Below are 26,663 nucleotides of genomic sequence, written 5' to 3'. Positions count from 1 at the left end.
AGACGGATGGAGTACGGGACGATGACCCGGAGGGACAACGATGATCGGACTTGAGCATTACCTGGGGGTGGCGGCGATCCTGTTCGTCATCGGCATTTTCGGAATTTTCGTGAACCGGAAGAACGTCATCGTCATTCTGATGTCGATCGAACTGATGCTTCTTTCGGTCAATATCAACCTCGTCGCCTTCTCGACCCATATGGGCGATCTGGTGGGGCAGGTGTTTACCATGTTCGTGTTGACGGTGGCTGCCGCAGAGGCCGCGATCGGCCTTGCCATTCTGGTGGTCTTCTTCCGTAACCGTGGCTCTATCGACGTGTCCGACGTCAATATGATGAAGGGATAAGCGATGCCGACGATCATTCTGTTTGCGCCGCTTCTGGGCGCGCTTATCGCGGGCTTCGGCTGGCGGCTGATCACCGAGAAGGGCGCGATGTATGTCTCGACCGCCCTGCTGATCCTGTCTGCCGTGCTGAGCTGGGTCGTGTTTCTGGGCTTTGACGGTCCGACGCAGCATATCGAACTGTTCCGCTTTATTGAATCGGGCGATATCGACAGCTCCTGGGCGATCCGCCTTGACCGTCTGACCGCGATCATGCTGATCGTGATCAACACCGTCTCGGCGCTCGTGCATGTCTATTCCATCGGCTACATGGCGCATGACGAGAATTTCGGGGAGGGCGAGCATTATAAGGCCCGCTTCTTCGCCTATCTGTCGCTCTTCACCTTCATGATGCTGTCGCTGGTCACTGCCGACAACCTGATCCAGATCTTCTTCGGCTGGGAAGGCGTGGGCTTGGCCTCCTATCTGCTGATCGGGTTCTACTACAAGAAACCCTCGGCAGGGGCCGCCGCGATCAAGGCGTTCATCGTCAACCGTGTGGGCGATTTCGGTTTCCTGATCGGGATTTTCGCGCTGTTCTTCCTGACCTCATCGGTCGATTTCGACACGATCTTCCAGATGGTGCCGCAACTGGCAGAGCGCCGTCTCGATTTCTGGGGCGTGCAGGTGAATGCAGTCGAGCTGGCTGCGATCTTCCTCTTCATCGGTGCGATGGGCAAATCCGCGCAGCTTCTGCTGCACACCTGGCTGCCCGACGCAATGGAAGGCCCTACGCCCGTTTCGGCGCTGATCCACGCGGCCACGATGGTCACCGCAGGCGTGTTCCTGCTGTGCCGTATGTCGCCGCTTTACGAATTCGCGCCGGAAACCAAATCCTTCATCGTCTTCCTTGGTGCAACCACCGCCTTCTTCGCCGCGACCGTTGGTCTTGTGCAGAACGACATCAAGCGTGTGATCGCCTATTCGACCTGTTCGCAGCTGGGCTATATGTTCGTGGCGGCAGGCGTCGGGGTCTATCCGGTTGCCATGTTCCACCTGCTGACGCATGCCTTCTTCAAGGCGATGCTGTTCCTCAGCGCCGGTTCGGTCATCACCGCGATGCATCACGAGCAGGATATGCGCAACTATGGCGGTCTGCGTAAGAAACTGCCGCTGACCTTCTGGGCGATGATGGTAGGCACGCTGGCGATCACTGGCGTCGGCATTCCGCTGACCCATATCGGTTTTGCGGGTTTCCTGTCGAAAGACGCGATCGTGGAAAGCGCATGGGCAGGTACTGCGGGCGGTTATGCCTTCTGGATGCTGGTCATCGCCGCGCTCTTCACCTCGTTCTACTCGTGGCGTCTGATGTTCATGACGTTCTTCGGCACCGCACGCGGTGACAAGCACAAGCATGAGCATGCGCATGAAAGCAAAGCCGTCATGACAGTGCCGCTGGGCATCCTTGGTCTGGGGGCCATTCTGGCGGGGATGGTCTGGTATGGTCCGTTCTTCGGAAACGAAGAGAAAATGGCCAAATTCTTCAATATGCCCAGCCATGAAGTGGCCGCTGTCGAGGCGCCTGCCGCCGAGGCCGTGGCAACCGGCACCGAGACGACCGAGGCAGGTCAGGCCGCCGATGGTGCGCATGAGATGCCTGTTGCGGGTCCGACTGGCGAAGCGGCTGTGTATATCTCTCCCGCGAACCATGTGATCCACGAAGCGCATGAGGCCCCCGCATGGGTCAAGGTCTCGCCGTTCATCGCAATGCTGATCGGCTTCGTTGTGGCGTGGGTGATGTATATCGCTCAACCCAAACTGCCCGCCAAACTGGCCTCGTCGATGTATCCGCTTTATAAGTTCCTGCTGAACAAGTGGTATTTCGACGAGCTTTATGACTTCCTCTTCCGCCGTCCCGCATTGGGCCTCGCACGTTTCTTCTGGAAGAAAATCGACGAAGCCACGATTGACGGTGCCATCAACGGGCTTGCGTTCAAGGTTATTCCTGCGCTGACCCGCCTCGCTGGCCGGATGCAGTCCGGCTACCTCTTCCACTACGCATTCACCATGGTCATCGGCATCGTGGTGCTCATGTTCTGGGTCGTTCTGGCCGGAGGGTCGCAGTAATGCAGAACCTGCTTTCCATCGTCACCTTTATCCCCGCGCTGTCGGCGATCATCCTTGCGGTGGTCATGCGCGGGGGCACCGAGGCGGCAGACCGTAACGCAAAATGGTTTGCACTGACCGCCACGCTGGTGACGCTTCTTGCGTCCTTCTTCCTGCTGGCAGGCTATGATCCGAAAAACACCGAATTCCAATTTGTCGAGCAGGCAAGCTGGATTCTGGGTATGAACTACAAAGTCGGTATCGACGGGATCTCGCTGATTTTCGTGATGCTGATCACCATCATGATGCCGATCACCATTCTGTCGGCATGGGTCAATGACCGCCGTGTGAAGGAATACATGATTGCCTTCCTCGTGCTGGAAACCTTCATGCTGGGCGTGTTCACCGCGCTCGATATCGTGCTGTTCTACCTCTTCTTCGAGGCGTCGCTGATCCCGATGTTCCTGATCATCGGTGTCTGGGGCGGGCGTCGCCGCGTCTATGCGACTTTCAAGTTCTTCCTCTACACCTTCACGGGCTCGGTGCTCATGCTGGTGGGGATTGCATGGATGTTCGCGATTACCGGCACCACCGATATCCCGAGCCTGATGAGCTACGACTTCTCGTCGGAGGCCTTCAGTGTGCTGGGCATCAATATTCCGGGTGGTGTGCAGACGCTGCTGTTCCTTGCCTTCTTTGCCTCTTTCGCGGTGAAAATCCCGATGTGGCCGGTGCATACATGGTTGCCTGACGCGCACGTGCAGGCCCCGACGGCGGGCTCGGTCGACCTTGCGGCGATCCTGCTGAAAATGGGCGGCTACGGCTTCCTGCGCTTCTCGCTGCCGATGTTCCCTGTCGCCTCCAACCTGATGTCGGATTTCATCCTGTGGATGTCGGTCATCGCGATCATCTATGCCTCGCTGGTGGCGCTGGCGCAGACCGATATGAAAAAGGTCATAGCCTATTCGTCCATCGCGCATATGGGCTTTGTGACGATGGGGATCTTCTCGTTCAACAAGCAGGGCATCGACGGGGCCGTCTATATCATGCTGAGCCACGGCTTCGTTTCGGGCGCGCTGTTCCTTGGCGTGGGGATCATCTATGAACGCCTGCATACCCGCGAGCTGGCCGCTTTCGGCGGGCTGGTCAAGCGGATGCCGACCTACGCGCTGTTCTTCATGTTCTTCACGATGGCCAATCTGGGCCTTCCGGGGACGGGCAGCTTTGTGGGGGAATTCCTCGCGCTGACAGGTGCCTTCAAGGCGCATACGGTTGTTGCCACGCTGGCGACGGTCGGGGTGATCCTTTCGGCGGCCTACGGGTTGTGGATGTATCGCCGGATCTTCTTCGGCGATCTGATCAAGGAGAGCCTGAAAGCGGTGCGTGATCTGGATGCGCGCGAATACGCAATGGTCGTGCCGCTGGTCTTCATCGTGCTGCTTCTCGGGATCTATCCCAGCTTCCTGACCGATATCATCGGACCGACCGTGGCCAAACTGGTCGCTAACTACCATGCCGAACTCGCCGCTGCCGGCGTGCTCGTGCAGTAAGGAGAGCCAACAATGACTTCTACGGATTTCACCACGGTGATACCGGAATTTATGCTGTCGCTTTACGCGATGGCGGCACTTCTGGGTGGCGTCTGGCTTGGCAAGGATAAGGTCGCGGGGTTCATCCTGTGGCTGACGGTGGCGATCCTCGTGCTGTTCGCACTGCTGATCGGCCTTTCCAACGTGAACAATGTGGCCTTTAACGGGCTGTTCATCGAGGACGGGTTCTCGCGCTTTGCCAAAGTGCTTATCCTGCTGTCGGCGGCTGGGGTGCTGGCGATGGGGGCGGATTATCAGGAGCGTCGCGGCCTGATGCGCTTCGAATATCCGGTGCTGATCACGCTGGCGGTCGTCGGGATGATGATGATGGTCTCGGCGGGCAACCTGATGTCGCTCTATATCGGGCTGGAGCTGCAGTCGCTGGCGCTTTATGTGGTTGCCGCGCTGCGCCGTGACAGCACACGGTCCTCCGAAGCCGGTCTGAAATATTTCGTGCTGGGCGCGCTCAGCTCGGGGATCCTGCTTTACGGTGCGTCGCTGACCTATGGCTTCGCCGGTACAACCGATTTCGCAGGGATCCTGTCGGTGGTCCATGCCGGCGAGATCCCCGTCGGCGTGCTCTTCGGGCTGGTCTTCATGATGATCGGTCTGGCCTTCAAAGTGTCGGCAGTGCCGTTCCATATGTGGACGCCGGATGTCTATGAGGGCTCGCCCTCTTCGATCACCGCCTTCTTCGCAACCGCACCGAAAGTGGCGGCGATGGCGCTCTTCGCGCGTCTGCTGTTTGACGCATTCGGCGGCGTTACGGCGCAATGGGGTCAGGTTGTGGCGCTGTTGTCGGTGGCCTCGATCATGCTGGGCTCCATCGGGGCGATCGGTCAGACCAATATCAAACGTCTGATGGCCTATTCCTCGATCACCCATATGGGCTTTGCGCTTCTGGGGCTGATGGCAGGCACGGAGCAGGGCGTCGCGGCGATGCTGCTCTATATGGCGGTGTATGTGACGATGAATATCGGCATGTTCTCCTTTATCCTGTCGATGGAACGCGATGGCCAGCCGGTGACCGATATCAAGGCGCTCAGCATGCTGGCGCGCCGTGGTCCGATGCGGGCATGGGCGCTGTTGATCCTGCTCTTCGCGCTGGCCGGTGTGCCGCCGATGATGGGCTTCTGGGCCAAGTTCTCGGTGCTCGTGGCCGCTGTCGAGGCAGGCTATGTCTGGCCTGCGGTCTTTGCGGTGGTCGGCTCTGCCATTGCGGCCTTCTATTACCTGCGCATCGTCTACTACATGTATTTCGGTGACGAGGAAGAGCTGGGCATCGACAAGCGTATCGCCACGCCGCAGCGCGTGTTGCTGATCGGTTCGGGGATCCTCATGGTGGCCGGTTCGATCAATCTCTTCGGCATCGAGGGCGTCGCGCAAGCGGCAGCGGCAGCACTTGTCCACTGACCTACCGCACTGGCCCGAGGCAGTGGCCCGCAAGACCCTGCCTCGGGTGGACAGCACGATGAGTGAGGCGTCCCGCATGGCTCCGCATCAAGCGGGGCCTGTGTGGATTCTGGCCCATGAACAAACCGCAGGTCACGGGCGGCGTGGTCGCCCGTGGATCGCGCCAGCGGGCAATTTCTCGGCCAGCTACCTGTTCCGTCCGGGCGTCGAACCGGCGCAGGCGGCCCTGTATTCCTTTGTGACGGCCTTGGCGCTGGACGAGGCGCTGTGTCAGGTTGCCGGTCCGCAAGCGCATCTGGCGATCAAATGGCCCAATGACGTGTTGCTGAATGGTGGCAAGGTCTCGGGGATCTTGCTTGAAACCATCGGGCAGGGACCGGAGGCATGGTTGTGCATCGGGGTGGGCGTCAATCTGGCAGGGGCACCGCCCGGCACAAGTGTCGAGCCAGGGGCCATTGCCCCCGTCAGCCTGCGTGAAACGCTGGGATTTGCCCCCACGCCCGACGAGTTCCTCGCCTATCTTGCCCCCGCGTTCGAACGCTTCGCGACCCAGTTCCGCACCTATGGCTTTGCGCCCATCCGCACGGCATGGCTGGCGCGCGCGGCACGGATCGGCACGCAGATCCGCGCCAGAACGGGCACCGAGACCCATGAGGGCATTTTTGAAACGATCGACGAAAGCGGCGCGATGATTCTGGCCGGTGCCGACGGGCGCATGGCCATCTCCGCCGCCGATATCTTTTTCTGAAAGGGGGGCGCGATGCTTCTCTGTATTGATTGCGGGAACACCAATACGGTTTTCTCGATCTGGAACGGCACCGAGTTTCTGAGCACTTGGCGCATCGAGACCAATCACAAGCGCACGGCGGACGAATACTATGTCTGGCTGACCTCGCTAATGATGCTGCATGATATGAAAGTGCGGATCGGGGCGGTGGTGATTTCTTCGACCGTGCCACGGGTGGTCTTCAATCTGCGGGTTCTGGCCAGCCGCTATTTCGATTGTCGCCCGCTGGTGGTGGGCAAGCCCGAATGCCTGTTGCCGGTTGCGCCGCGCGTGGATATCGGCACCACGGTCGGGCCGGACCGGCTGGTGAATACCGTGGCGGGGTTCGACCGGCATGGGGGTGACCTGATTGTTGTCGATTTCGGCACGGCAACCACCTTCGATGTGGTGGCCCCCGATGGGGCCTATATCGGCGGGGTGATCGCGCCCGGCGTGAACCTGTCGCTTGAGGCGTTGCATGCCTCTGCGGCGGCGCTGCCGCATGTCGATGTGACCATGCCGGAAAAGGCCGTAGGCACGAATACGGTCGCCTGTATCCAATCCGGTGTTTTTTGGGGCTATATCGGCCTTGTCGAAGGCATCGTGCGGCAGATCCGGCTGGAACGTGCCCGCCCGATGAAAGTGATCGCCACGGGTGGTCTTGCAGAACTTTTCGAGCAAGGGTTTGATCTCTTTGACAGTGTCGAGTACGACCTAACTATTCACGGGCTGCGACTGATACACGATTATAACAAGGGGCTGGCAACCGCATGAGCGACAGGCTGATCTATCTCCCGCTGGGCGGGGCAGGCGAAATCGGGATGAATGCCTATGTCTATGGCTATGGTCCCGAAGGGGCGGAACGGCTGATCGTTGTCGATCTGGGCGTGACTTTCCCTGATATGGACGGTTCGCCCGGGGTCGATCTGATCATGGCCGATGCGGGCTGGTTGGAAGACAATGTCGACCGGATCGAGGCGATTTTCATCACCCATGCCCATGAGGACCATATCGGCGCGCTGCCCTTCCTCTGGCCGAAACTGCGCAAGCCGGTCTATGCCCGTGCCTTCACCGCAAGCCTCGGCCAGCAGAAGCTGAACGAGAACGGGGTGAACACGCAGGTGACCGTGGTCGAGCCGCGCCCCGAGGTGATCGAGGCAGGCCCCTTCAAGGTGCAATTCGTGCCGATCTCGCATTCGATCCCCGAAAGCTCGGCGCTGATCATCGACACGCCTGCGGGCCGTGTGGTGCATTCGGGCGATTTCAAGCTGGATGCCAACCCCATCGTGGGCGAACCCTTCGATGTGAATATGTGGCACGAGATCGCGCAGGAAGGCGAGGGCATCAAGGTGCTCACCTGTGATTCCACCAATATTTTCAGCCATCTTCCGGGCAAATCCGAAGCCACCCTGATCGAGCCTTTGACCAAGCTGATCCAGATGCAGGAAGGCATGATTGTTGCCACGACATTTGCATCCAACGTTGCGCGTCTGAAAACGCTGGCGGATGCCGGCGTGGCGGCAGGGCGTTCGGTCTGCCTGCTGGGGCGTTCGATGAAACGCATGGTGCAGACGGCGAAAGAGACCGGCGTGCTGATAGGGTTCCCTTCGGTGATCCAGCCGGAAGAAGCCGCCGAGATCCCGCGCGAGAACCTGATGCTGATCGTCACCGGCTCGCAGGGCGAGCGGCGCGCGGCTTCGGCGGCGCTGTCGCGCGGCAAATATCTGGGGCTGGAGATGAAAGAGGGCGATGCATTCCTCTTCTCTTCGAAAACCATCCCCGGCAACGAGATCGGCGTTATCAAGATCATGAACGCGTTTTCGGAGATGGGGGTCGAGGTGATCGGTGATCGCGGCGGCCTCTATCACGTCTCCGGCCATGCCAACCGCCCCGATCTGGAAGCGGTGCATGACTTGCTGCGCCCGAAGATGCTGATCCCGATGCATGGCGAACACCGCCATCTGCGCGAGCATATGAAACTGGCGCAGTCGAAGGGGATTGCCTCGGAAATTGCGACCAACGGCACCATGCTGGATCTGGCGGGCGACACTCCGAAGGTGGTGGAATATATCGAGACAGGCCGCCTGTATCTGGACGGCACCGTGTTGATTGGCGCGCTGGACGGGGTCGTGCGCGAACGGATCCGGATGGCGCTGAACGGCCATATCATGGTCAACGTGATCATCGACGAGGATGGCGGCCCGCTGGGCGATCCGTGGGTCGAAACGATGGGCCTGCCGCCGAAGGGCCGTTCCGGTATCGCGCTTGAGGAGGTGCTGGAGCAGGAGCTGACCGAGGCGCTGGACCGCGCGCCGGGTAAGGTGCTGGGCGATGACGATAAGATCGAGGATCTGCTGCGTCGTCAGGCCCGTACCTGCTCTTTGGAAGAGATCGGCAAGAAGCCCGAGGTGACGGTTGTGGTCTCGCGGCTGATGGACGAATAATCCCGTCTCTGCATCCCAAAGATGCCCCGCCCGTGCATGGCACGCGGCGGGGTTTTTTATGTCCGCGTGCCGCGCCTCTTTTACCGTTTTCGCAGGGCGGGCATGATGTGGCCTGGCCCGAGATGGCAGGTGCCTTTCCGCCATGAAAAAAGCGACCCCGAAGGGCCGCTTTCTCGTCGTTTCATATTGGGTCGGGCCTCAGGCCTCGCCCCCCGGCACTGTGGTTTCAGCGGCGGGAGCCTCTGCGCCTGTGTCCGTGGCAGGCTCCACTACCGCCGCCTCGTCCACTTTTTTCTTGCGCGTGCGCGTCGTGGTCGTTTTGGCCTTGGTGGTCTTCGGCTTTGCGGTTTTGGCGCGCGCACGGGTGGCACGTTTAGGCTTTTCGGGCGCCTCTGCCGCGGCTTCGTCTTCGGCAGCCGAGACGGCCGGAGCGTCGACAGGCGCGGACTCCTGCGCTGTTGGCGCGTCGTCAGCGGGCACAGACGCCGTTTCGGCCGCAGCGTCCGCGACACCCTCGGGGGCAGGCGCAGCCGATGGCTCGGCTGCGGGCGCCTTGTCGTCCCCTGTGGCGTCAGCCGACACCTCTTCTGCGGGGGGCGCAGCGGTCGCGGCTGCCTCGGTCGAGGCGTCCTCGGCCTTCTTCGCCGGAGATTTGCGACGGCGCGAACGGGCGGGCTTTTCCGCCGGTGCCTCTTTGACCGTTTCGACGGTGTCGGTCGCAGTCTGTGCCACAACCTCGGTCTCGTCCTCGGCATCCTCGAGCGTCGGGCGCGAAATCACGAATTCCCGCAACAGGAATTCCGGCACATGATCACCCATGCCCACCACATCGGGACCGTCATCCCGACGGTTGCGGCGATAGCGGTCCGAGCCGTTGCGATCCGTGTTGGGACGGTCCTGCTCGCGGGGGTGTGCGCGGGGATGTTCGTGGCGCGGGGCGCGGGCCTGCGTATCCTCGATGCGCGGGGCGTCTTCCTTGCGTTCGGCCTTGGCGCGCTCCGGCTTGGCAGAGGCGTCGCCGGATTGCTTGATCGGCTCTTTCGAGGCTTCCTGACCGTGGTCAGGCACCGGACGCTTGCGGTCGCGATCACGTTCGCGGCGCGTGCCGGTGCGGCCCCCGCGGTCATTGCGCGGACGCGGGGCCTGACTTGCGGCTTCCGAAAGCTCGAACCCTTCGGGGATCTCTGCACGGGGCAGGGTCATCTTGACCAGTTCCTCGATCTGGCTGAGGAATTTCTCGTCATAGGGCGTTGCCAGCGACACAGCGGTGCCATGACGGCCCGCGCGGCCCGTGCGCCCGATGCGGTGCACATAGTCTTCGGCATGCATCGGCAGGTCATAGTTGAACACATGGCTGACGCTGGGCACATCCAGACCGCGGGCGGCCACATCCGACGCCACAAGGATCTTCAGCTTGCCATCGCGGAAATTCTCCAGCGTGCGCGTGCGCTGCGACTGGTCCAGATCGCCGTGGATCGGCTGTGCGTCAAACCCGTATTTCTGCAAGGATTTCGACACGATATCCACATCTGTCTTGCGGTTGCAGAAGACGATGCCGTTATCCAGCTTATCGCCTTCAGCCGTGATCAGCGCACGCAGCAGCTCGCGTTTGGTCTTGGCGGATTGGTCCTTACGCGGCGGGGTGATTTCCACCAGCTTCTGAGTGATGTTCTGCGAGGTGGTAGCCTGACGGGCCACTTCCACGCGCACCGGCGCCTGCAGGAAGGTATTGGTGATCCGCTCGATCTCGGGGGCCATCGTTGCCGAGAAGAACAGCGTCTGGCGGGTGAAGGGGGTCAGCTGGAAGATGCGCTCGATATCGGGAATGAAGCCCATATCCAGCATGCGGTCGGCTTCGTCGACGACCATCACCTTCACATCGGTCAGAATCAGCTTGCCGCGTTCGAAATGGTCCAGCAGGCGGCCCGGGGTGGCAATCAGCACGTCCACGCCCTTGTCGATCAGCTTGTCCTGTTCGCCAAAGGCCACGCCACCGATCAGCAGGGCGCGGGTCAGTTTGGTGTGCTTGGCGTAAAGGTCGAAATTCTCCGCGACCTGAGCGGCCAGTTCGCGCGTCGGTGCCAGCACCAGCGAACGCGGCATCCGCGCGCGGGCACGGCCACGGCGCAGGCGGGTCAGCATCGGCAGGGTGAAGGACGCGGTCTTGCCGGTACCGGTCTGTGCAATTCCCAGAACATCCTTGCCTTCAAGGGCAGGGGGAATCGCTTTTTCCTGAATCGGGGTGGGCGAGGTATAGCCCGCCTCTTCGATGGCAAGAAGAACCTTGGGGTCGAGTTTCAGCTCGGAAAACTTGGTCATACGCGTCCTGATCACAGCAGAGGAGGTCTGCAGAAAAAAGGGACGCGGTTGTTCAGGCGCCCCGGCTACTGTCCCGCCGGATTGCGGGATGGCGCTGCACTAGCCGAATTTCTGCAAAAGGTCAATGTAAACGGGGTTTGGCATGGCAAATGCCCGCATTTTACCGCAAACGGGCGGCGCGACAGCCCCGAAACGGCTTTCTTGCCGCGCGGATCGGGGCCGATATTGACCTTTGGCGGGGCGGGTTCAAATGTCGGGAACAGGGCGCGGGGCGGGGTTTACGGCTTTGACAGGGCACGGCGGTTCTGTCAGCTGTGCCGGTTCTTCGGTTCAGGATGCTTCAGTTTGTAAAGGGCCTAGGGAATGGCGCAAGAGATCGCAACGCAGGCAGCGCATCAGGCCGCCGGTCTGGGGCCTGTCATGGCCTTCGCCCTTGTGGGGATCGTTGGAGTGGGGGCGCAATGGCTGGCGTGGCGTCTGCGCCTGCCCGCCATCGTGTTCATGCTGATTGCAGGGGTTCTGGTCGGGCCGGTGACTGGTCTGGTGGACCCGATGCGCGATTTCGGAGACCTGACCGGCCCGCTGATCAGCCTTGCGGTGGCGGTGATCCTCTTTGAGGGGGGCATGTCGCTGGATCTGCACCGGCTGGGCGATGCCCGTGCGGGGGTGATGCGGCTGGTGCTGATCGGCGCGCCTCTGGGCTGGCTGATGTCGACGCTGGCGCTGCGCTTGGCGGCGGATCTGTCGTGGGAAAGTGCAGCCGTGTTTGGGGGCATCATGATCGTGACGGGCCCCACGGTGATCGCGCCGCTCTTACGCTCGGCACGGCTGGCGCGGCGACCGGCGCAGCTTCTGCAATGGGAAGCCATCGTGAACGACCCGATCGGGGCGCTGGCGGCGGTGCTGGCCTATGGCGTGGTGCTGGTGTTCCATGCCGATCTGGCATTGTCGAAAGCCGCGCTGGAGACCGGTTTCGGCATTCTGTTCGCTCTGGCGCTGGGGCTTGCGGCGGGGCGCGCGACGGTCTGGGCGTTTCAGGGCGGGAGGGTGCCCGAATTCATGAAGGTGCCGGTGCTGTTTGTGGGGTTGCTGATGACCTTCGCGCTGGCCGATACCATCTTGCATGAAAGCGGGCTTCTGGCGGTGACGGCGATGGGGCTGGTGATCGGCAATGCCGATCTGCCCGCCTATACAGAGCTGCGCCGTTTCAAGGAACATGCCACGGTGCTGCTGGTGTCGGGGGTGTTCATCCTGCTGGCGGCCAGTCTGGACCTGTCGCAGCTGGCGATGCTCGACTGGCGCGCGGCGGGCTTTATCATCGCGGTTGTGGGGATTGCGCGTCCGGCCACGGTGCTTCTGTCGCTCATGGGGACGACGATCGCGTGGAAAGAGCGGCTGTTCATCGCGCTGACCGGTCCGCGCGGGGTGGTTCTGGTGGCGGTGGCGGGGCTGTTTGGCCAGCGCTTGGCCGATGCGGGAGTGGAGGATGGGGCCCTGATCGCGCCTCTGGCTTTCCTGCTGGTGACGGTCACGGTGGTGCTGCATGGCTTTACGCTGGCCCCGCTGGCGCGGTTTCTGGGGCTTGCGGACACCGATAAACCGGGGGTGCTGATCGTGGGCGGCTCGCGGTTTTCCACCCGTCTGGGTGAGGCGTTGCAAAAAGCCGATGTGCCGGTGCTGATTGCCGACCCGAACCACCAGCATCTGATCCGTGCCCGTGCGGCGGGGCTGAAGACCTTCTATGGCGATATTCTGGGCGAGGCGGCGGAAGACACGATTGAACGTCTGGCCTATTCCAACGTTCTGGCGGTCACCGATAACGATGCCTATAACACGCTGGTCTGCACCGACCTTGGCGCCGAGCTTGGCCGCGCCCATGTCTGGCAGGTGGCGCGGCAGAAAGAAGACCAGCGCCGTCATGCGCTGCCCACGCAACTGGGCGGGCAGCCCTTTGGCGGCGGGCGCAGTTTTGAAACCTTCCGCGATATGGAGCGCGAGGGCTGGAGCTTCCGTGTGACCCGCCTGACCGAGGAGTTCACGCTGGCGCAATGGCGCGAACGGCGTCCGATGGCGGTGCCCATCCTGCGGATTTCGCCGCGCGGCGAGATCGGGTTTGTCGATAATGGCGAGGAGATGAAAGCCGATGCGGGGATGCGGATTCTGGCGCTTCTGCCGCCCGATGCCGGATCGCCTGATGCCGGATCGCCCGATGCGGGATCGGAGGGCCCCGCGCGCCAGTCTTTACCCGAGGGGGGCGACCGGCCCGATGCCCCGCCCGGACCGGTGGCACCGTTGCCCTGAGGGCTGTGACGGCCTAAAGATCGCCGCAAAAGCCGCGCGGCCCAGCCGCAGCAGTTGACCTTATGCCCCGCCTCTGGCAGTGGAGAGGCAACCAGAGGAAGACCCAGATGAACCTGTTTGCCAATATCCGCGCGGTCGTGATCAACGCGCTGAACGAGATGTCGAAGGAAGGCACGCTCCCCGAGGGGCTGGACCTGAGCAATGTCACTGTCGAGCCGCCGCGTGATCCGCTGCATGGCGATATGGCGACCAATGCCGCCATGGTGCTGGCCAAGCCCGCAGGCGCCAAGCCCCGCGATCTGGCCGAGGCGCTGGCGGCCAAGCTGCGCGATGAGCCGCGTGTGAGTTCTGCCGAAGTGGCGGGTCCGGGCTTTTTGAACCTGCGTCTTGAGGGATCGGTCTGGGGCGATGTGGCGCGTGCGGCGCTGAAAGCCGGTGCCGATTTCGGGCGTGCCGATCTGGGCAAAGGTCTGAAGGTCAATGTCGAATATGTCTCGGCCAATCCGACCGGCCCGATGCATGTGGGCCATACCCGTGGCGCGATCTTCGGCGACGCGCTCTGCAGCTTGCTGGATTTCGCGGGTTATGATGTGACGCGCGAATATTACATCAATGATGGCGGCGCTCAGGTCGATGTTCTGGCGCGCTCCGCCTATGAGCGTTACCGCGAGGCCTGCGGTCAGGAGCCCGAGATCCGCGAGGGGCTGTATCCCGGCGATTACCTGATCCCCGTGGGTCAGGCGCTGAAGGACAAATACGGCGACAGCCTGCTGGATAAGGGCGAGCAATACTGGCTGGAGGATATCCGCGAATTCGCGACCGAAGCGATGATGGAGATGATCCGCGGCGATCTGGCGTCGCTGGGTGTGAAGATGGATGTCTTCTATTCCGAGAAATCGCTTTATGGCACGGGGCAGATTGAAGGCGCGTTGAAGCGTCTGGAAGATCTGGGCCTGATCTATGAAGGCGTGCTGGAGCCGCCGAAAGGCAAGCTGCCCGAGGATTGGGAAGAGCGCGAGCAGACGCTGTTCAAATCGACCCAATTCGGGGATGATGTTGACCGTCCGGTGAAGAAATCCGACGGCAGCTGGACCTATTTCGCCCCCGATATCGCCTATCACTGGACCAAGGTCGAGCGTGGCTATGATATGCTGATCGACGTCTTCGGCGCCGATCATGGCGGCTATGTCAAGCGGATGAAGGCGGCTGTGGCCGCGCTGTCCGACCGCAAGGTGCCGCTGGATATCAAGCTGATCCAGCTGGTGAAGCTGTTCAAGAACGGCGAGCCCTTCAAGATGTCCAAACGTGCGGGCACCTTTGTCACCCTGCGCGATGTGGTCGAGCAGGCGGGCGCCGATGTGACCCGCTTCCATATGCTGACCCGCAAGAATGACGCGGCCCTTGATTTCGACTTCGACAAGGTGCTGGAGCAGTCGAAAGACAACCCCGTGTTCTACGTGCAATATGCGCATGCACGGGTGTGCTCGGTGCTGCGTAAGGCGCGTGATGCCGGTTGGGATCTCAATGATGCCAAGCTGGCCGAGGTGGATATCATGCTGGACGATGCCGCCCAGCAAGTGCTGGCGCGCAAGATCGCGGAATGGCCGCGTCTGGTGGAAATCGCGGCGCGTGCCAATGAGCCGCATCGCGTGGCCTTCTTCCTCTACGAGCTGGCCTCCGATCTGCACAGCCTGTGGAACCGTGGCAATGACAAGCCCGAGCTGCGTTTCTTCCAGGAGGGGGACGAGGCCGCAACCGCTGCACGAATCGCATTGGCACGCGCCACGGCGGTTGTGATTTCTGCCGGACTTGGTATCCTTGGCGTCACTCCGGCTGAAGAGATGCGCTAAAACGCACGCCGCCGGAATAGAAGGTAGTGGACCGGGAAACCGGCGGCGAGGCGGATGATGGCAGTCTTTCACAGACCCTTCGAGGGGGAGGATGCGTCCTTTGAAGAGGAGGCATCCGGCAATGAGGGGGGGCGCCCACGGCGGCGCTCGTCCAGCTATCTTGCGCCTTCGGTTGGCAAGAAGCGGCGCGATTCCTCCGACCCTTCGGGCGAGTCGAGCTTTTTCATGCCCAGTCAGGCCTTTGTGCCGCGCGGTGATTATGACGTGGAGGACGAGGCACTGGAATTCGGGGCCTATCGCCCGCACCGCCAGCCCGACGATCACGATTTCATCGCGGAAGAAGATCCCGAGGCATGGGCCGAACCCGCACCGGCCTACACGCCAGAAGCCCCTGCCGCAGCGGCTGTTGCCTCCGGCGCATTGGTGGCCGGTTCCGCACGGGGCTTTACCCCGAATTACGCCAATCAGCCGCATCCCTCGACCGCAGGCGGGTTTGATCCGCGTTACGGGGCGGAGGTCTTTGACGATGACGAACCCGCCTTACGCCCCAATCCGTTCCAGCGCTGGGTCAATCTGGCGGGGGCGGCAACATCTGTCGCGCTGATTCTGGGCGTCGTCGTCTGGGGCTACAAGCTGGCGATGCGCGATATTCAGGGCGTGCCGGTCATCAAGGCGATGGAGGGTCCGTCGCGCGTGGCCCCCGAAGATCCGGGTGGCGAACTGGCCGAACATGTGGGGCTTTCGGTCAATGGTGTGGCGGGAACCGGCGTGGCCGCGCCTGCCCCCGAACGGGTGACATTGGCCCCCGCCGAGGCCGGTCTGAGCGATGATGACAAGGCGATGTCCGATCTCAAGCCCATTGATGCCGCGACCGCGCCGATGGAAACCGACGAGACGCCCGAGACCATTGTGGTGCCGGTGCCCGATAGCAATGCCCGGCCCACCCCCGAGATGCAGGCCGCGACTCAATCGCTTGCCGCCCCTGGGGCCGTGGACGAGGCCACTGCCGATAGCCTGACCAATTCCGACAGTAACGCTTTGGTCGTCGATGATGCCGATGGAACGGGCGACGATGGTGCGGTGGCACCGCCTTCGCCAGAGGCGATTTCCCAGACGATTCCGGGCGTGATCCGCTCGCCGCGTCCGATGTTGCGCCCTGCGCGTGATCTGGTGGCGGAGGCGGTGGCAGCCTCGTTTGGTGGCGGGGCCGATGCCTCGACCCCCAGCGAAAGCGAGGGGCCGGTGGAAATCGATGCGGCGAGCCTGCCGGCGGGGACGCGTCTTGTGCAGTTGAACACCTATCAAAGTGCCGATGAGGCGCGGAAGGACTGGGACCGCGTGGTGACCAAATTCGGGCCCCTAATGGATGGTAAGAAACGTGTGATACAGGAAGCGACGGCGGGGGGGCGTACCTTCTACCGCCTGCGTGTGCAGGGCTTCGAGGATCTGGCACAGGCCCGTCAGTTCTGTGCGGCCCTTGTGGCCGAGGGGGCATCCTGTATTCCGGCGACGGTGCGCTGATGAGCTCGGCAACGATTCTCGGTCTGTCGGGGCTGACCCTGACCGCGCGGGAGCGCGCTTTTTTCCGCGCCGTCCAGCCTTGGGGATTTATCCTGTTCGCGCGCAATATCGACACACCCGAACAGCTGCGCCGTCTGACGGCGGATCTGCGCGAGGCCGTGGGGCGGGACGCGCCGGTGCTGATCGACCAGGAGGGCGGGCGGGTGCAACGTCTGCGCGCCCCGCATTGGCGCGAATGGCTGCCGCCTCTGGAACAGGCGCAGCGGCCCGACCCCGAGCGCGGCTTCTGGCTGCGGGCGCGGATCATGGCCGATGAATTACGCGCCGTGGGGATTGATGCGAATTGCGCGCCCTGCTGCGATATTGCGGGGCCGCAGACCCATCCTTTCCTGCGCAACCGCTGTCTGGGCGAGGATGCCGCAACCGTGGCCCGCAATGCCCGCGCGACCGCTTTGGGGTTTCTGGCCGGGGGCGTGTTGCCGATCATCAAGCATATTCCGGGGCATGGTCGGGCAATGGCGGACAGTCACAAGGATCTGCCGCTGGTCGAGGCCTGCGCCGAGGATCTGCTGACCCATGATTTCGCCGCTTTCCAGCCGCTGCGCGATATGCCGATGGCGATGACCGCCCATATCCGTTTTGCCGCCTTCGATGATGCGCCCGCGACCCAGTCGCCGGTGATGGTGGACCTGATCCGGCAGGTGATCGGCTTTGACGGGCTACTGATGTCGGATGACCTGTCGATGCAGGCGCTGTCGGGCGGCATCCGCCAGCGGGCCGAGGCCACCATGGCGGCAGGCTGTGATGTGGCGCTGCATTGCAACGGGGATATGGCCGAGATGGAAGACGCCGTTCTCGGGGCGGGGGCAATGTCCGAAGCCGCCTCTGCACGGGCGGCAGCGGCGCTTGCGCGGCGGGGGCCGCCCGAGCCTGCCGATATCGCAGCCCTTGAACGGGAACTGGAAGGCGTATTGCAGGCAAGCGAGGTCTGATGGCCGATCGTCCGAAATCGCAAGATGGCCGCGTGGCTGACCGTCTGGCTGCCGAGGCGCTGATCATTGATGTCAACGGCTTCGAAGGCCCGCTTGATCTGTTGCTGACATTGTCCCGCAGCCAGAAGGTGGATCTGCGCAAGATCTCCGTGCTGGCGCTGGCCGAGCAATATCTGGCCTTTGTCGACCATGCACGCGCGTTACGGATCGAACTGGCCGCCGATTATCTGGTGATGGCGGCGTGGCTGGCCTATCTGAAATCGCGCCTTTTGCTGCCGCCCGAACCCGATGCCGAGGGCCCCTCTGCCGAGGATATGGCCGCGCATCTGGCCTTCCAGCTGGAACGGCTGGAAGCGATGCGCGATGCCGCAGCGCAGTTGATGGCGCGTGACCAACTGGGTCGGGACGTCTTTGCCCGCGGGATTTCCGAAGAGGTGGTGCGGGTGAAAAAGATCACCTATTCCGCCACGCTGATGGATCTGATGCGCGCCTATTCGCGCGTGCGCACCCGCGACGAATTCCGCCCCTATGCCTTTGACCGGCGCAATATCTTTACGATGGAACAGGCGCTTGAACAGCTCCGCGACCTGCTGGGCTATGCGGGCGAGTGGATGGATCTGTCAAGCTACCTGCCCGAAAGCTGGCGGGTGGACCCTGCGCGCAGGCGCTCGGCCACGGCGGCCACCTTTGCGGCGTCGCTGGAACTTGCCAAACAGGGCGTGGTCGAACTGCGGCAATCCGAAACCTTTTCCCCCATCTCTATCCGGAAAACATCATGAGTGATCCTGTAGAAACCGTTTCCGCCGAAGAGCGCGAGCCGCAGCTGTTTTCCGCCCCCGCGATGGAGGCACAGGAGCGCATGGTGGAGGCGATGCTGTTTGCCACCCCCGAGCCGATCACCACGCGCGAGATGCAATCGCGCATGCCCGTAGGGTCCGACCCGCGCGAGGCGCTGGAAAACGTGCGCGCCCGTTATGAGGGGCGTGGCGTGCAGGTCGTGCGGGTGGGGGAAGGCTGGGCGATGCGCACCGCCCCCGATATGTCCTTCCTGCTGCACAAGGAAACGGTGGAGCAGCGCAAACTCTCGCGGGCCGCTACCGAGACCCTGGCGATTATCGCCTATCACCAGCCGGTCACCCGCGCCGAAATCGAGGAGATCAGGGGGGTGGCTGTCTCGCGCGGGACCCTTGATCTGCTGCTGGAGCTCGACTGGATCCGTTTCGGGCGACGGCGGATGACGCCGGGCCGTCCGGTGACATTTGTGGTGACGCAAAGCTTCCTTGACCATTTCAGCCTCGAATCCGCCCGTGATCTGCCCGCTCTTGCGGAACTTCGCAGCGCCGGATTGCTTGATAGCAGACGGATGCCGGGCGAGGAGGTCGAGGATGACGAGGAAGATATCGCCACCGGACAGGCCGGACAAAGCGAGATGTTCGAGGAATAGGAGCCAGAGCGATGCAACAGATCCTGCGGATGATCTTCAACCAGCTTTTGCGGCGTGGCATAAACTACGGGATCAACAAAGGCATCGAAAGGGCGTCGCGCAAGGGCCGCAACGACGATACGCCGTTGACCCCCGAAGAGCGCAGGAAACAGCAACAACTGCGCAAAATGGCCGGAAATGCACGCCGTTTGGCACGCATGACCAAGCTGGGCCGCAGGTTTTAGGATGTTTCACCGCTAGGGGGCACCGCTAAGGGCGGCACCCTCTGTGTGTCATATCCGGTGTGGCACATCCTGCGTCGTTACAAGCGGGGTCGCCAGAGGCGCGCCGCGTGGCGCAAAGAACGCGGCACACGCGATATGAAACGCGTCTTCTGGGGCGTGCGTGCTTAGGCCACGGGCCGGACTTATGACTTGAAATGCTTGGCGAGCTTCAGCCCTTGGCCTTGGTAGTTCGATTTCAGATCCGCGCCGTAAAGGCGTTTGGGGCGCTCGGCCATATGTTCATAGACCAGACGGCCCACGATCTGCCCGTGTTCCAGAACAAAGGGGGCCTCGTGGCAACGGACTTCCAGCACCCCGCGCGAGCCGATGCCCCCTGCCGCCCCATGTCCGAACCCCGGGTCGAAGAAGCCCGCGTAATGCACACGGAACTCGCCCACCATCGCCAGATAGGGCGCCATCTCGGCAGCAAAATCGGGAGGAATCGTCACCGATTCGCGCGAGACGAGGATATAGAACGCACCTGGGTCGAGGATGATACGGCCTTCGCTGGTGTGTAGCTCTTCCCAGAACTCGGTCGGATTATAGGCCCCGATCCGGTCCAGATCGATGACGCCTGTATGGGGCTTGGCGCGGTAGCCTACCAGATCGCCCGTCTCGGGACGCAGATCGACCGAGAAGCCCAGGCCGTGGTCGATGACCGCTTGTCCGCTGACCAGCGGCTCGACCATATGCAGCGCGCGCAGCTCGTCATCCGAAAGCGCCGCCTGACCGCCCGAGAAGCGGATCTGGTTGAGCCGCATTCCGGGCCGTACCAGCACCGAAAAACTGCGCGGGCAGATTTCGGCAAAAAGAGGCCCCTGATAGCCATCGGGGATACGGTCGAATTCGGTGCCATGATCGGTGATGACGCGGGTCAGCAGGTCCAGCCGTCCGGTCGAGGATTTCGCATTGGCCACCGCGCTGATGCCTTCGGGCAGGCTGAGCGATTCCATCAAGGGCACCAGATAGACGCAGCCCTTTTCAAGGACCGCTCCGTTGGACAGGTCCATCCGGTGCATCTCGAAATCCGCCAGCTTGTCGGTCACGCAGGTGCCGCGCCCCGCAAGGAAGGAGGCGCGCACGCGATAGGCGACATGGCCCAGTCGCAGGTCAAGGCTGGCGGGCTGGATCTGTTCGGGGATCACCGGCGTTGCGGCACGGATTTCCTGCTTGGAGATCATCGCCTCGATGGCGGTATCGGACAAAACACCAAGGGTCATGGGCGGCTCTCCATCGTCATGCTCGGGCAGGGGGTGGGCCCGTTCGGCAGATCCGGATAAGCGAACACCCACCCCAAAGGGTGGGTGTTTCGGTGGTCGGGCCAGCGAGATTCGAACTCACGGCCTTCCGTCCCCCAGACGGACGCGCTAACCAGGCTGCGCCATGGCCCGACATGAGGCGCATATAGAGGGAAAGCGGCGCGGGGCGCAAGACCGAAATCGAAGATTTTTTCGTCTTTTTTCATCTGCTTTCCCGAAAACGGCGAAAAACCCTTCAGGGCCGGATTTCGCGCGACAATTCACGCCGCAATGCATGCAGTTTATCGACCGCCCGCGACAGGGCGACCTGCTCTGTGCGGGTCATCCGGTCGGGCTTGATGGTCGAGATACGGGCCACCAGCACCGAGATTCGCGTGGGCGGCAAAGCTGCGACCCCGGCACCATCGCTTTGGGGCAGGGTGACCGTGGCAAGGGCTGCGGCGCTTTGCTCGGCACTGGGCCGCGGGGGGGCGGGGGGCTGTGCGACTTGCGGCTCTGCCAGCTCCGGCTCTGCCAGCTCCGGTTCTGCCAGTTCGGGAACTGCCTGTTCCGGTGCGTCGTGATCCTCGGCCTCCCCCTCCGGTTCCGAGGGTGCAGTTTCCATCGCCTCGGGAAGAATCGCGGGGGAAGAGATGTCTTCTTCGTCCTCGATCAGAGCCGAGATGTCGTCATCGTCATCCGCGTCGGTCTCGTCGGCGAAAAGCGGTGTCTGTTCCCAGACATCGGCAAAGCTCGGCCCGTCCGGAACCTCTGGCTCGGGGACGAGCGAGGCGGCGTGCGCGGGCTGGGCAGGGGTGTCGGGAAGCGTGTCCATCACCTCTTCGCCCTCTGCCGGTTCCAGCTCGGGCAGAAAGTCATGCGGCTGCAGCGCGCCTTCGGACGCCGCTTGCGGCTCCGTCTGGCAGGGAGTGTCTGTAGCCGCGTTGAGGTCGGGCGCGATAACCTCCGTCTCGGGGGGAGATATGGGGGCGTCCGGAGCTTCCTCTGCCTGCGGCTCCGGTGTGGACGGGGCGTCGTGATCCGGCTCTGCGGTCTTCTCGACAGAAACCGTATGTGCGGGCACCGCGAAGTCCGGGTCCGTCATCGCGTCCGGCAGGCTCCCTGCGGGGGCTGCCAGCGGCGGATGCGTGGGGGGCGGAGCCTCGGGGGCAGAAAGCGGCTGTGTCCCGTGCACGGCGCTTTCATCCCACGGCAAGGGCGCATCTGAAGGCAGGGGGGACGCCGCGCGCGGCATGTCGGAAAGGGGGGGCGCAGGCTGCGCAAAGGGCGCGTCTGGGGCGTCGTCCGGCGGAAGATGGAGCCGCCCGAGATCGCAGACATGGCGCACGCCCTGCTCCTTGAGCACTTTCTGCACGCCACGTATGGTCAGCCCGTCTTCGTGCAGAAGCTTGCGGATACCTGACAAAAGCGCGATATCATCGGGGCGGTAATAGCGGCGGTTGCCAGCCCGCTTGGTTGGCTTGACCTGTGGGAATTTCCCCTCCCAAAACCGCAGGACATGCGATGGGACGCCAACGATCTCGGAAGTTTCAGAGATCGTCCGGAAGGCATCGGCAGCTTTTGCCATGACTCGTCAATTCCTTTCCCGGACGCTGCTGGGGCCGGGCTTGTCTAAAGGCACCCCATTCGGGGGCGCAGGTCACCTGATCGGATCAGTTCGAGTTGCCGTCGGCCACACGGTCTTTCATCAGATGGGAGGGGCGGAAGCTCAGCACCCGACGCGGGCTGATCGGAACTTCTTCGCCGGTCTTGGGATTGCGACCCATGCGCGAGGCTTTGTCGCGGATGGAGAATGTGCCGAAGGACGAGATCTTTACCGTCTCGCCTGCGACAAGCGCGTCGGAGATATGTTGTAGCACATCCTCGACCAGTTGGGCCGATTCATTGCGCGACAGGCCGACTTCGCGGAAGACAGCCTCGCTTAGATCCATACGGGTCAGTGTTTTGGACATATCGCCCCCTGAGAAGAATTTTCACTCAAGGATGGGGCTGTCGGTCAGCAAAGTCAATATCGCCAGTGCCTTGGCCGGTCTTTCCCAGGAGATAATGTCGGGTTTTGCCGGATTTTGGGCGCGGCTTACCAGCGCAGAACCACCGATCCCCATGCCAGACCGCCGCCAATCGCCTCGACCACGACGATCTCGCCGGTCTTCAGCTTGCCCTCGGAGGCACCGACCGACAGGGCCAGCGGGATGGAGGCTGCCGAGGTGTTGCCATGATCTTGCACGGTGACGACCACGCGCTCCATCGGAACGCCCATTTTTTCCGCCGTAGCGGAAATGATGCGCAGATTGGCCTGATGCGGCACGATCCAGTCCACATCATTGCCCGACAGGCCAAGCTTGTCCAAGGCCGTATGCGCGGTCTGGGCAAGTTTGGTGACCGCATGGCGGAAGACCTGATTGCCCTGCATCCGCAGATGGCCGGTGGTGCCGGTGCTGGACACGCCACCATCGACATAAAGAAGCTCGCGATAGCGCCCATCCGAGTGCAGATCCGAGGCCAGAATGCCACGGTCATTGACCGTGCCGGTGCCTTCGGCCGCTTCCAGAATCAGCGCGCCCGCACCATCCCCGAACAGCACGCAGGTCGAGCGGTCTTCCCAGTCCATAATGCGCGAGAAGGTCTCGGCCCCGATCACCAGCACGCGCTCTGCCTGACCCGAGACGATCAGCCCGTTGGCATTGGTCAGCGCGAAGATGAACCCCGCACAGACCGCCTGCACGTCATAGGCAAAACCGCGGGTCGAGCCGAGCCCCGCCTGCACCATTGTCGCCACGGAGGGGAAGGTGAAATCGGGGGTGGAGGTCGCCACGACAATCGCGTCGATATCCTCGACGCTCATGCCCGCATGTTTCAATGCGGCTTCGGCGGCCTTGATCGCCAGTTGCGAGGTGGTCTCGCCTTCGGCGGCGAAATGGCGCCGCTCGATGCCGGTGCGCGAGCGGATCCATTCATCCGACGTTTCAAGCTTGGTCTCGAATTCGGCATTTTCGACAATGCGCTCGGGCAGGTAATGCCCGACACCACGGACCACAGCTCTGATAGTCATTCGATTACTCGTTTTTAGAATTGGCAGCGTCGCCTTGCGCGGCATCCTGCCCAATGGGCATGTCACTTGCAACCCGCGCCGCGAGCCTTTCGGCAAAACCGGACGCCGCAAGACGGGCCGCCAGATCAATCGCTGCGGCAACCCCGAGCGCATCGGCAGAGCCATGCGATTTCACGACCGTGCCGTTCAGGCCAAGGAATACCCCGCCATTGGCGCGGCGCGGATCGATCTTTTCAGACAGGCGTTTGAGCGACTTCATCGCCAGCATCGCCCCCAGCTTCGACAAGACCGAAGAGGTCAGCGCCTCTTTCAGCAGGCGACCGGCCAGTTTGGCCGTGCCTTCGCCGGTTTTCAGGGCGATATTGCCGGTAAATCCGTCAGTCACAATGACGTCAGCTTTGTTGGAGGACAGGTCACTACCCTCGACGAAGCCCACAAATTCGAAATCACCGCGCGCCTGCGCATCACGGCACAGGCCGTAAGCTTCTTTCAGCTCGGCGCGGCCCTTATGTTCTTCGGTGCCGACATTCAGCAGCCCCACACGCGGGCGCTCGATATTGAGTGCATTGCGGCAGTAGGAACTGCCCATCAGCGCATAGGTCAGCAGGTCGGGCGCATCGGCTTTGATATCGGCGCCCATATCCAGCATGACGCACCAGCCCGCAGAATTCTGCGAGGGCCAGAAGCTGGCAATGGCGGGGCGGTTCACGCCCGGCAGCTTGCGCAGGCGCAGCATCGACAGCGCCATCAGCGCGCCGGTATTGCCGCAGCTCACCGCCACCTGCGCCGATTTCTCGCGCACGGCATCGACGGAGGCCCACATGGAGCTGTCCTTGCCATTGCGCATGACCTGAGAGGGCTTGTCCTCCATCCGCACCACATCACTGGCGTGGCGAATGGTGACAACCTTGCCCAGACCACGTGCATCGACGAGGCTTTTAAGCTCCGCTTCGGGGCCGTTGAGCAGGAAGCGCAGTTCAGGAGACTTCTTGGACGCGCGCGCAACCCCGTCGACCACGACGGAAGGGCCATGATCGCCCCCCATCGCATCGACAGAAATGACGATAGCGCCGGATTGCTCCGGCGCTGCGGTCGCATCGCGACCCTGCGTCACAGCAGTCGTATCCTGCCCTGCGTCCAGCGATTGGTCTTGCCGATTAAGCATGCCGATAGCTGTGTCGTCGGGCAACGCGGCTTATGCCGCGTCGTCGTCCAGATCGACTTCGTCAGCAGCTGCGACGACTTCGCGGTCGTCGTAGTGGCCGCAAGCGCCACAAACGTGGTGCGGGCGCTTCAGTTCGCCGCAGTTCGGGCATTCAGCCGGATTTGCAGCAACAAGTGCGTCATGCGCGCGGCGCATGTTGCGGCGGGAGCGCGTGACTTTATTCTGAGGGACAGCCATGTCTCAACCTCGGATGTTAGGGGGCGCATCGCCCGCGTTGGTGGCCGTAAAGCCGTGATTTTCCTGGTGTTTCACCCGATAGACGCTTGCGGCGACTCTGGTGTGAACCCAAAACTCGAATGAGGCCGGGAACATACTGCGATTTTCCAAAGGTGCAAGCCCTTTCTTGGGGCTTGGGCCTAGATTTTTCGCGGCAAGGTCCGGCCTGCCCGATACGGGGCAAATTGATCGTACGAGATGCCTTCCAAGACGGAGGGTCCCCAAGGGATCTGGCCTTTTGGAAGGGCCGGGATTCGTGCGTTCCCCGCCCGCTTACGCGTTTCCGTCCTTCTTGTCCATCAAAGCCTTCAGATTGGCGAAAGGTTTGAGGTCCTCATCGCGCAGCGGCGTTTCACCGGGTTTGGTGATGACCGTCTCGCCCAGCTCTGCGCCGTCCTTGCGCGGATAGAGCGGCAGGCCGAGTTCGAAGGCTTCGAGCGCCACATGGGCAAGGTCGATCACCGCGGGCAGGGCCTCGGCGCTGTCATCCTCGGGGATCTCCGATTCTTCGGCGGTAGGTTCCACCCAGTCGCGCAGGAAGCGACGGCTGACCGATTCTTTCACCTCGCCCGCGACCGGCTCCAGCGTGATGACGCAAGATTGCGTGATGCGTGCGTGGAGCTTGCCGTTGAGAACGAAGTCATGTTTGCCGGCGGGCGTCAGTTCGCCTTTGAAGCTCAGCGCCTCCACCGAGACGATATCGGCCCATTGGGCGATCTCCTTGCGCAGGGCGGGTTCGGGCGAGATGTCGAAGCGCAGAGGCTTGCGTCCGTTGAGGTCTTTCACCGCGACGGGGTGGGACCAGGGCATTTCAAGGGGGGTGCCGTCTGTCATGACGCGTGTCCTTCTGTCTGGGGCTGTCCGGCAGGGGCCGGGCGGGCCTTTGGCTGTGTCAGGGCCCGCAAGATGCGGGTGAAGAGGGGGGCCGCCGCGATGGCGGGTTGTTTTTTCCGGCAATATCCGGCACCAAGCGGGCCAGAACCTACCGGTTCCGGTCTTGAGGGCCGTGTGCAGGTATTGTAATCGGGATAAAAGGCCAGTGGCCGCGAGGCAAGGGGGATACAGTGAGCATTGGTTTCGCACCGCGCCGCCTGATGCAGGGGGTTGCCCTTTGCGCAGTGATCGGGCTTGGCGCTTGTTCGCCTATCTATCGCAATCATGGCTATGTGCCGACGGAAGAAGACCTGTCGCAAGTTCAGGTCGGAAAAACCACCAAAGACGATCTTGACCGGCTGATCGGGCGACCCAGCTCTTCGGGCGTTCTGGAAGGCTCGGACTGGTATTACGTCGGCTCGCGCTGGAAACGTGTGGGCTGGGGGGCCTCGCATGAGATCGACCGTCAGGTTCTAGCTGTCAGCTTCAACAAGGCTGGCGTGGTGTCGGGGGTCGAGCGCTATACCCTCAAGGATGGCCATGTGGTGCCGCTGACCCATCGCGTGACCGAGGCCAATGTGAAGGGCATCGGTCTGATCCGCCAGTTGCTGGGCTCGGTGGGGCGTATGGACGCCGGCACACTTCTGGGGTCGAGCAGCCCCGACAATTAACGGGGTGCCGCCCGTCTGGGCCATATGCATGCCAAGA

The 26,663-nt window shown here is 62.5% G+C and carries 22 protein-coding genes, 1 tRNA gene and 1 pseudogene; 15 read left to right on the top strand and 9 right to left on the bottom strand.

The window, feature by feature from the left end; translation table 11 throughout:
- Positions 1–40: 40 nt before the first annotated feature.
- The 7 genes from nuoK to WDB88_RS10885 are packed head-to-tail and all read left to right on the top strand — an operon-like array spanning position 41 to position 8,640.
- On the top strand, positions 41–346 hold the full coding sequence (nuoK, locus tag WDB88_RS10915) for an NADH-quinone oxidoreductase subunit NuoK (protein WP_339107702.1): 306 nt from the start codon (positions 41–43) through the stop codon (positions 344–346).
- Positions 347–349: 3 nt separating this feature from the next.
- Positions 350–2,449: an NADH-quinone oxidoreductase subunit L gene (nuoL, locus tag WDB88_RS10910; RefSeq protein ID WP_339107701.1), complete on the top strand. Its 2,100-nt coding sequence runs from the start codon at positions 350–352 to the stop codon at positions 2,447–2,449.
- Positions 2,449–3,978 carry an NADH-quinone oxidoreductase subunit M gene (locus WDB88_RS10905; RefSeq protein WP_339107700.1) on the top strand — a complete coding sequence of 510 codons (1,530 nt, stop codon included), beginning with the start codon at positions 2,449–2,451 and terminating at the stop codon, positions 3,976–3,978. Before nuoL ends, WDB88_RS10905 begins: the two co-directional genes overlap by 1 nt.
- Positions 3,979–3,990: 12 nt before the next feature.
- Positions 3,991–5,430 carry an NADH-quinone oxidoreductase subunit NuoN gene (nuoN, locus tag WDB88_RS10900; RefSeq protein ID WP_339107699.1) on the top strand — a complete coding sequence of 480 codons (1,440 nt, stop codon included), beginning with the start codon at positions 3,991–3,993 and terminating at the stop codon, positions 5,428–5,430.
- A complete protein-coding gene (locus tag WDB88_RS10895) occupies positions 5,420–6,178 on the top strand; it encodes a biotin--[acetyl-CoA-carboxylase] ligase (RefSeq protein WP_339107698.1) in 759 nt (252 codons plus the stop codon). Before nuoN ends, WDB88_RS10895 begins: the two co-directional genes overlap by 11 nt.
- 12 nt (positions 6,179–6,190) lie before the next feature.
- Positions 6,191–6,970, top strand: a complete 780-nt coding sequence (locus tag WDB88_RS10890) for a type III pantothenate kinase (RefSeq protein ID WP_339107697.1) — start codon at positions 6,191–6,193, stop codon at positions 6,968–6,970.
- Positions 6,967–8,640 (top strand): ribonuclease J, encoded by a 1,674-nt coding sequence (locus WDB88_RS10885; protein ID WP_339107696.1) that lies wholly within the window; start codon positions 6,967–6,969, stop codon positions 8,638–8,640. Before WDB88_RS10890 ends, WDB88_RS10885 begins: the two co-directional genes overlap by 4 nt.
- Before the next feature lie 687 nt (positions 8,641–9,327).
- Here WDB88_RS10885 and WDB88_RS10880 read toward each other — a convergent pair.
- A pseudogene (locus WDB88_RS10880) lies at positions 9,328–10,959 on the bottom strand (DEAD/DEAH box helicase); the annotation flags it as partial.
- Positions 10,960–11,322: 363 nt separating this feature from the next.
- Here WDB88_RS10880 and WDB88_RS10875 point away from each other — a divergent pair.
- The 7 genes from WDB88_RS10875 to WDB88_RS10845 all read left to right on the top strand — a co-directional run bounded on the left by WDB88_RS10875 (position 11,323) and on the right by WDB88_RS10845 (position 19,291).
- Positions 11,323–13,260: a sodium:proton antiporter gene (locus WDB88_RS10875; RefSeq protein ID WP_339107695.1), complete on the top strand. Its 1,938-nt coding sequence runs from the start codon at positions 11,323–11,325 to the stop codon at positions 13,258–13,260.
- Positions 13,261–13,367: 107 nt separating this feature from the next.
- Positions 13,368–15,110 carry an arginine--tRNA ligase gene (argS, locus tag WDB88_RS10870; RefSeq protein ID WP_339107694.1) on the top strand — a complete coding sequence of 581 codons (1,743 nt, stop codon included), beginning with the start codon at positions 13,368–13,370 and terminating at the stop codon, positions 15,108–15,110.
- A gap of 54 nt (positions 15,111–15,164) precedes the next feature.
- Complete coding sequence (locus WDB88_RS10865) at positions 15,165–16,631, top strand: SPOR domain-containing protein (protein ID WP_339107693.1); 1,467 nt, start codon at positions 15,165–15,167, stop codon at positions 16,629–16,631.
- Positions 16,631–17,623 (top strand): glycoside hydrolase family 3 protein, encoded by a 993-nt coding sequence (locus WDB88_RS10860; RefSeq protein ID WP_339107692.1) that lies wholly within the window; start codon positions 16,631–16,633, stop codon positions 17,621–17,623. The genes WDB88_RS10865 and WDB88_RS10860 overlap by 1 nt, the downstream gene beginning before the upstream one ends.
- Positions 17,623–18,402 carry a ScpA family protein gene (locus WDB88_RS10855; RefSeq protein ID WP_339107691.1) on the top strand — a complete coding sequence of 260 codons (780 nt, stop codon included), beginning with the start codon at positions 17,623–17,625 and terminating at the stop codon, positions 18,400–18,402. Before WDB88_RS10860 ends, WDB88_RS10855 begins: the two co-directional genes overlap by 1 nt.
- Entirely contained in the window at positions 18,399–19,067 is a 669-nt protein-coding gene (gene scpB / locus WDB88_RS10850; RefSeq protein WP_339107690.1) for an SMC-Scp complex subunit ScpB, read from the top strand. The genes WDB88_RS10855 and scpB overlap by 4 nt, the downstream gene beginning before the upstream one ends.
- 11 nt (positions 19,068–19,078) lie before the next feature.
- Positions 19,079–19,291 carry a hypothetical protein gene (locus WDB88_RS10845; protein ID WP_339107689.1) on the top strand — a complete coding sequence of 71 codons (213 nt, stop codon included), beginning with the start codon at positions 19,079–19,081 and terminating at the stop codon, positions 19,289–19,291.
- A 182-nt stretch (positions 19,292–19,473) separates the two neighbouring features.
- On the opposite strand, the gene WDB88_RS10840 is transcribed toward WDB88_RS10845, so the two are convergent.
- The 8 genes from WDB88_RS10840 to WDB88_RS10805 form a co-directional block, all read right to left on the bottom strand.
- Positions 19,474–20,550: a 2'-deoxycytidine 5'-triphosphate deaminase gene (locus tag WDB88_RS10840; RefSeq protein ID WP_339107688.1), complete on the bottom strand. Its 1,077-nt coding sequence runs from the start codon at positions 20,548–20,550 to the stop codon at positions 19,474–19,476.
- Positions 20,551–20,643: 93 nt separating this feature from the next.
- Positions 20,644–20,721, bottom strand: a tRNA-Pro gene (locus WDB88_RS10835).
- A 103-nt stretch (positions 20,722–20,824) separates the two neighbouring features.
- On the bottom strand, positions 20,825–22,156 hold the full coding sequence (locus WDB88_RS10830) for a MerR family transcriptional regulator (RefSeq protein WP_339107687.1): 1,332 nt from the start codon (positions 22,154–22,156) through the stop codon (positions 20,825–20,827).
- Positions 22,157–22,241: 85 nt separating this feature from the next.
- Positions 22,242–22,541 (bottom strand): integration host factor subunit alpha, encoded by a 300-nt coding sequence (gene ihfA, locus WDB88_RS10825; RefSeq protein WP_339107686.1) that lies wholly within the window; start codon positions 22,539–22,541, stop codon positions 22,242–22,244.
- 125 nt (positions 22,542–22,666) lie between these two features.
- The gene (locus WDB88_RS10820) at positions 22,667–23,641 is read right to left on the bottom strand and encodes a beta-ketoacyl-ACP synthase III (protein WP_339107685.1); all 975 of its coding nucleotides are present in this window, start codon (positions 23,639–23,641) and stop codon (positions 22,667–22,669) included.
- A gap of 4 nt (positions 23,642–23,645) precedes the next feature.
- The gene (gene plsX, locus WDB88_RS10815; protein ID WP_339107684.1) at positions 23,646–24,806 is read right to left on the bottom strand and encodes a phosphate acyltransferase PlsX; all 1,161 of its coding nucleotides are present in this window, start codon (positions 24,804–24,806) and stop codon (positions 23,646–23,648) included.
- A 30-nt stretch (positions 24,807–24,836) separates the two neighbouring features.
- On the bottom strand, positions 24,837–25,043 hold the full coding sequence (rpmF, locus tag WDB88_RS10810; protein ID WP_339107683.1) for a 50S ribosomal protein L32: 207 nt from the start codon (positions 25,041–25,043) through the stop codon (positions 24,837–24,839).
- Between the two features lie 312 nt (positions 25,044–25,355).
- A complete protein-coding gene (locus WDB88_RS10805; protein WP_339107682.1) occupies positions 25,356–25,916 on the bottom strand; it encodes a DUF177 domain-containing protein in 561 nt (186 codons plus the stop codon).
- A gap of 230 nt (positions 25,917–26,146) precedes the next feature.
- Between WDB88_RS10805 and bamE the strand changes: the two genes are divergently transcribed.
- Positions 26,147–26,626: an outer membrane protein assembly factor BamE gene (bamE, locus tag WDB88_RS10800; RefSeq protein ID WP_339107681.1), complete on the top strand. Its 480-nt coding sequence runs from the start codon at positions 26,147–26,149 to the stop codon at positions 26,624–26,626.
- Positions 26,627–26,663: the final 37 nt, after the last annotated feature.

Origin of the sequence: Thioclava sp. GXIMD4216, assembly GCF_037949285.1 — a bacterium.
GTDB lineage: Bacteria > Pseudomonadota > Alphaproteobacteria > Rhodobacterales > Rhodobacteraceae > Thioclava > Thioclava litoralis.
The sequence above is the reverse complement of the archived record's forward strand: the minus strand, read 5'-3'. Positions and strand labels throughout refer to the sequence as shown.

What these genes read in the sequence shown, in the direction of transcription:
- WDB88_RS10865 (WP_339107693.1), top strand. Translation starts at nt 15,165, where the DNA reads ATGATGGCAGTCTTTCACAGACCCTTCGAGGGGGAGGATGCGTCCTTT.
- WDB88_RS10890 (WP_339107697.1), top strand. Translation starts at nt 6,191, where the DNA reads ATGCTTCTCTGTATTGATTGCGGGAACACCAATACGGTTTTCTCGATC.
- WDB88_RS10845 (WP_339107689.1), top strand. Translation starts at nt 19,079, where the DNA reads ATGCAACAGATCCTGCGGATGATCTTCAACCAGCTTTTGCGGCGTGGC.
- scpB (WP_339107690.1), top strand. Translation starts at nt 18,399, where the DNA reads ATGAGTGATCCTGTAGAAACCGTTTCCGCCGAAGAGCGCGAGCCGCAG.
- WDB88_RS10840 (WP_339107688.1), bottom strand. Translation starts at nt 20,550, where the DNA reads ATGACCCTTGGTGTTTTGTCCGATACCGCCATCGAGGCGATGATCTCC.
- argS (WP_339107694.1), top strand. Translation starts at nt 13,368, where the DNA reads ATGAACCTGTTTGCCAATATCCGCGCGGTCGTGATCAACGCGCTGAAC.
- WDB88_RS10805 (WP_339107682.1), bottom strand. Translation starts at nt 25,916, where the DNA reads ATGACAGACGGCACCCCCCTTGAAATGCCCTGGTCCCACCCCGTCGCG.
- rpmF (WP_339107683.1), bottom strand. Translation starts at nt 25,043, where the DNA reads ATGGCTGTCCCTCAGAATAAAGTCACGCGCTCCCGCCGCAACATGCGC.
- WDB88_RS10860 (WP_339107692.1), top strand. Translation starts at nt 16,631, where the DNA reads ATGAGCTCGGCAACGATTCTCGGTCTGTCGGGGCTGACCCTGACCGCG.
- WDB88_RS10820 (WP_339107685.1), bottom strand. Translation starts at nt 23,641, where the DNA reads ATGACTATCAGAGCTGTGGTCCGTGGTGTCGGGCATTACCTGCCCGAG.
- WDB88_RS10905 (WP_339107700.1), top strand. Translation starts at nt 2,449, where the DNA reads ATGCAGAACCTGCTTTCCATCGTCACCTTTATCCCCGCGCTGTCGGCG.
- WDB88_RS10875 (WP_339107695.1), top strand. Translation starts at nt 11,323, where the DNA reads ATGGCGCAAGAGATCGCAACGCAGGCAGCGCATCAGGCCGCCGGTCTG.
- ihfA (WP_339107686.1), bottom strand. Translation starts at nt 22,541, where the DNA reads ATGTCCAAAACACTGACCCGTATGGATCTAAGCGAGGCTGTCTTCCGC.
- nuoL (WP_339107701.1), top strand. Translation starts at nt 350, where the DNA reads ATGCCGACGATCATTCTGTTTGCGCCGCTTCTGGGCGCGCTTATCGCG.
- nuoK (WP_339107702.1), top strand. Translation starts at nt 41, where the DNA reads ATGATCGGACTTGAGCATTACCTGGGGGTGGCGGCGATCCTGTTCGTC.
- WDB88_RS10830 (WP_339107687.1), bottom strand. Translation starts at nt 22,156, where the DNA reads ATGGCAAAAGCTGCCGATGCCTTCCGGACGATCTCTGAAACTTCCGAG.
- WDB88_RS10855 (WP_339107691.1), top strand. Translation starts at nt 17,623, where the DNA reads ATGGCCGATCGTCCGAAATCGCAAGATGGCCGCGTGGCTGACCGTCTG.
- WDB88_RS10885 (WP_339107696.1), top strand. Translation starts at nt 6,967, where the DNA reads ATGAGCGACAGGCTGATCTATCTCCCGCTGGGCGGGGCAGGCGAAATC.
- plsX (WP_339107684.1), bottom strand. Translation starts at nt 24,806, where the DNA reads ATGCTTAATCGGCAAGACCAATCGCTGGACGCAGGGCAGGATACGACT.
- nuoN (WP_339107699.1), top strand. Translation starts at nt 3,991, where the DNA reads ATGACTTCTACGGATTTCACCACGGTGATACCGGAATTTATGCTGTCG.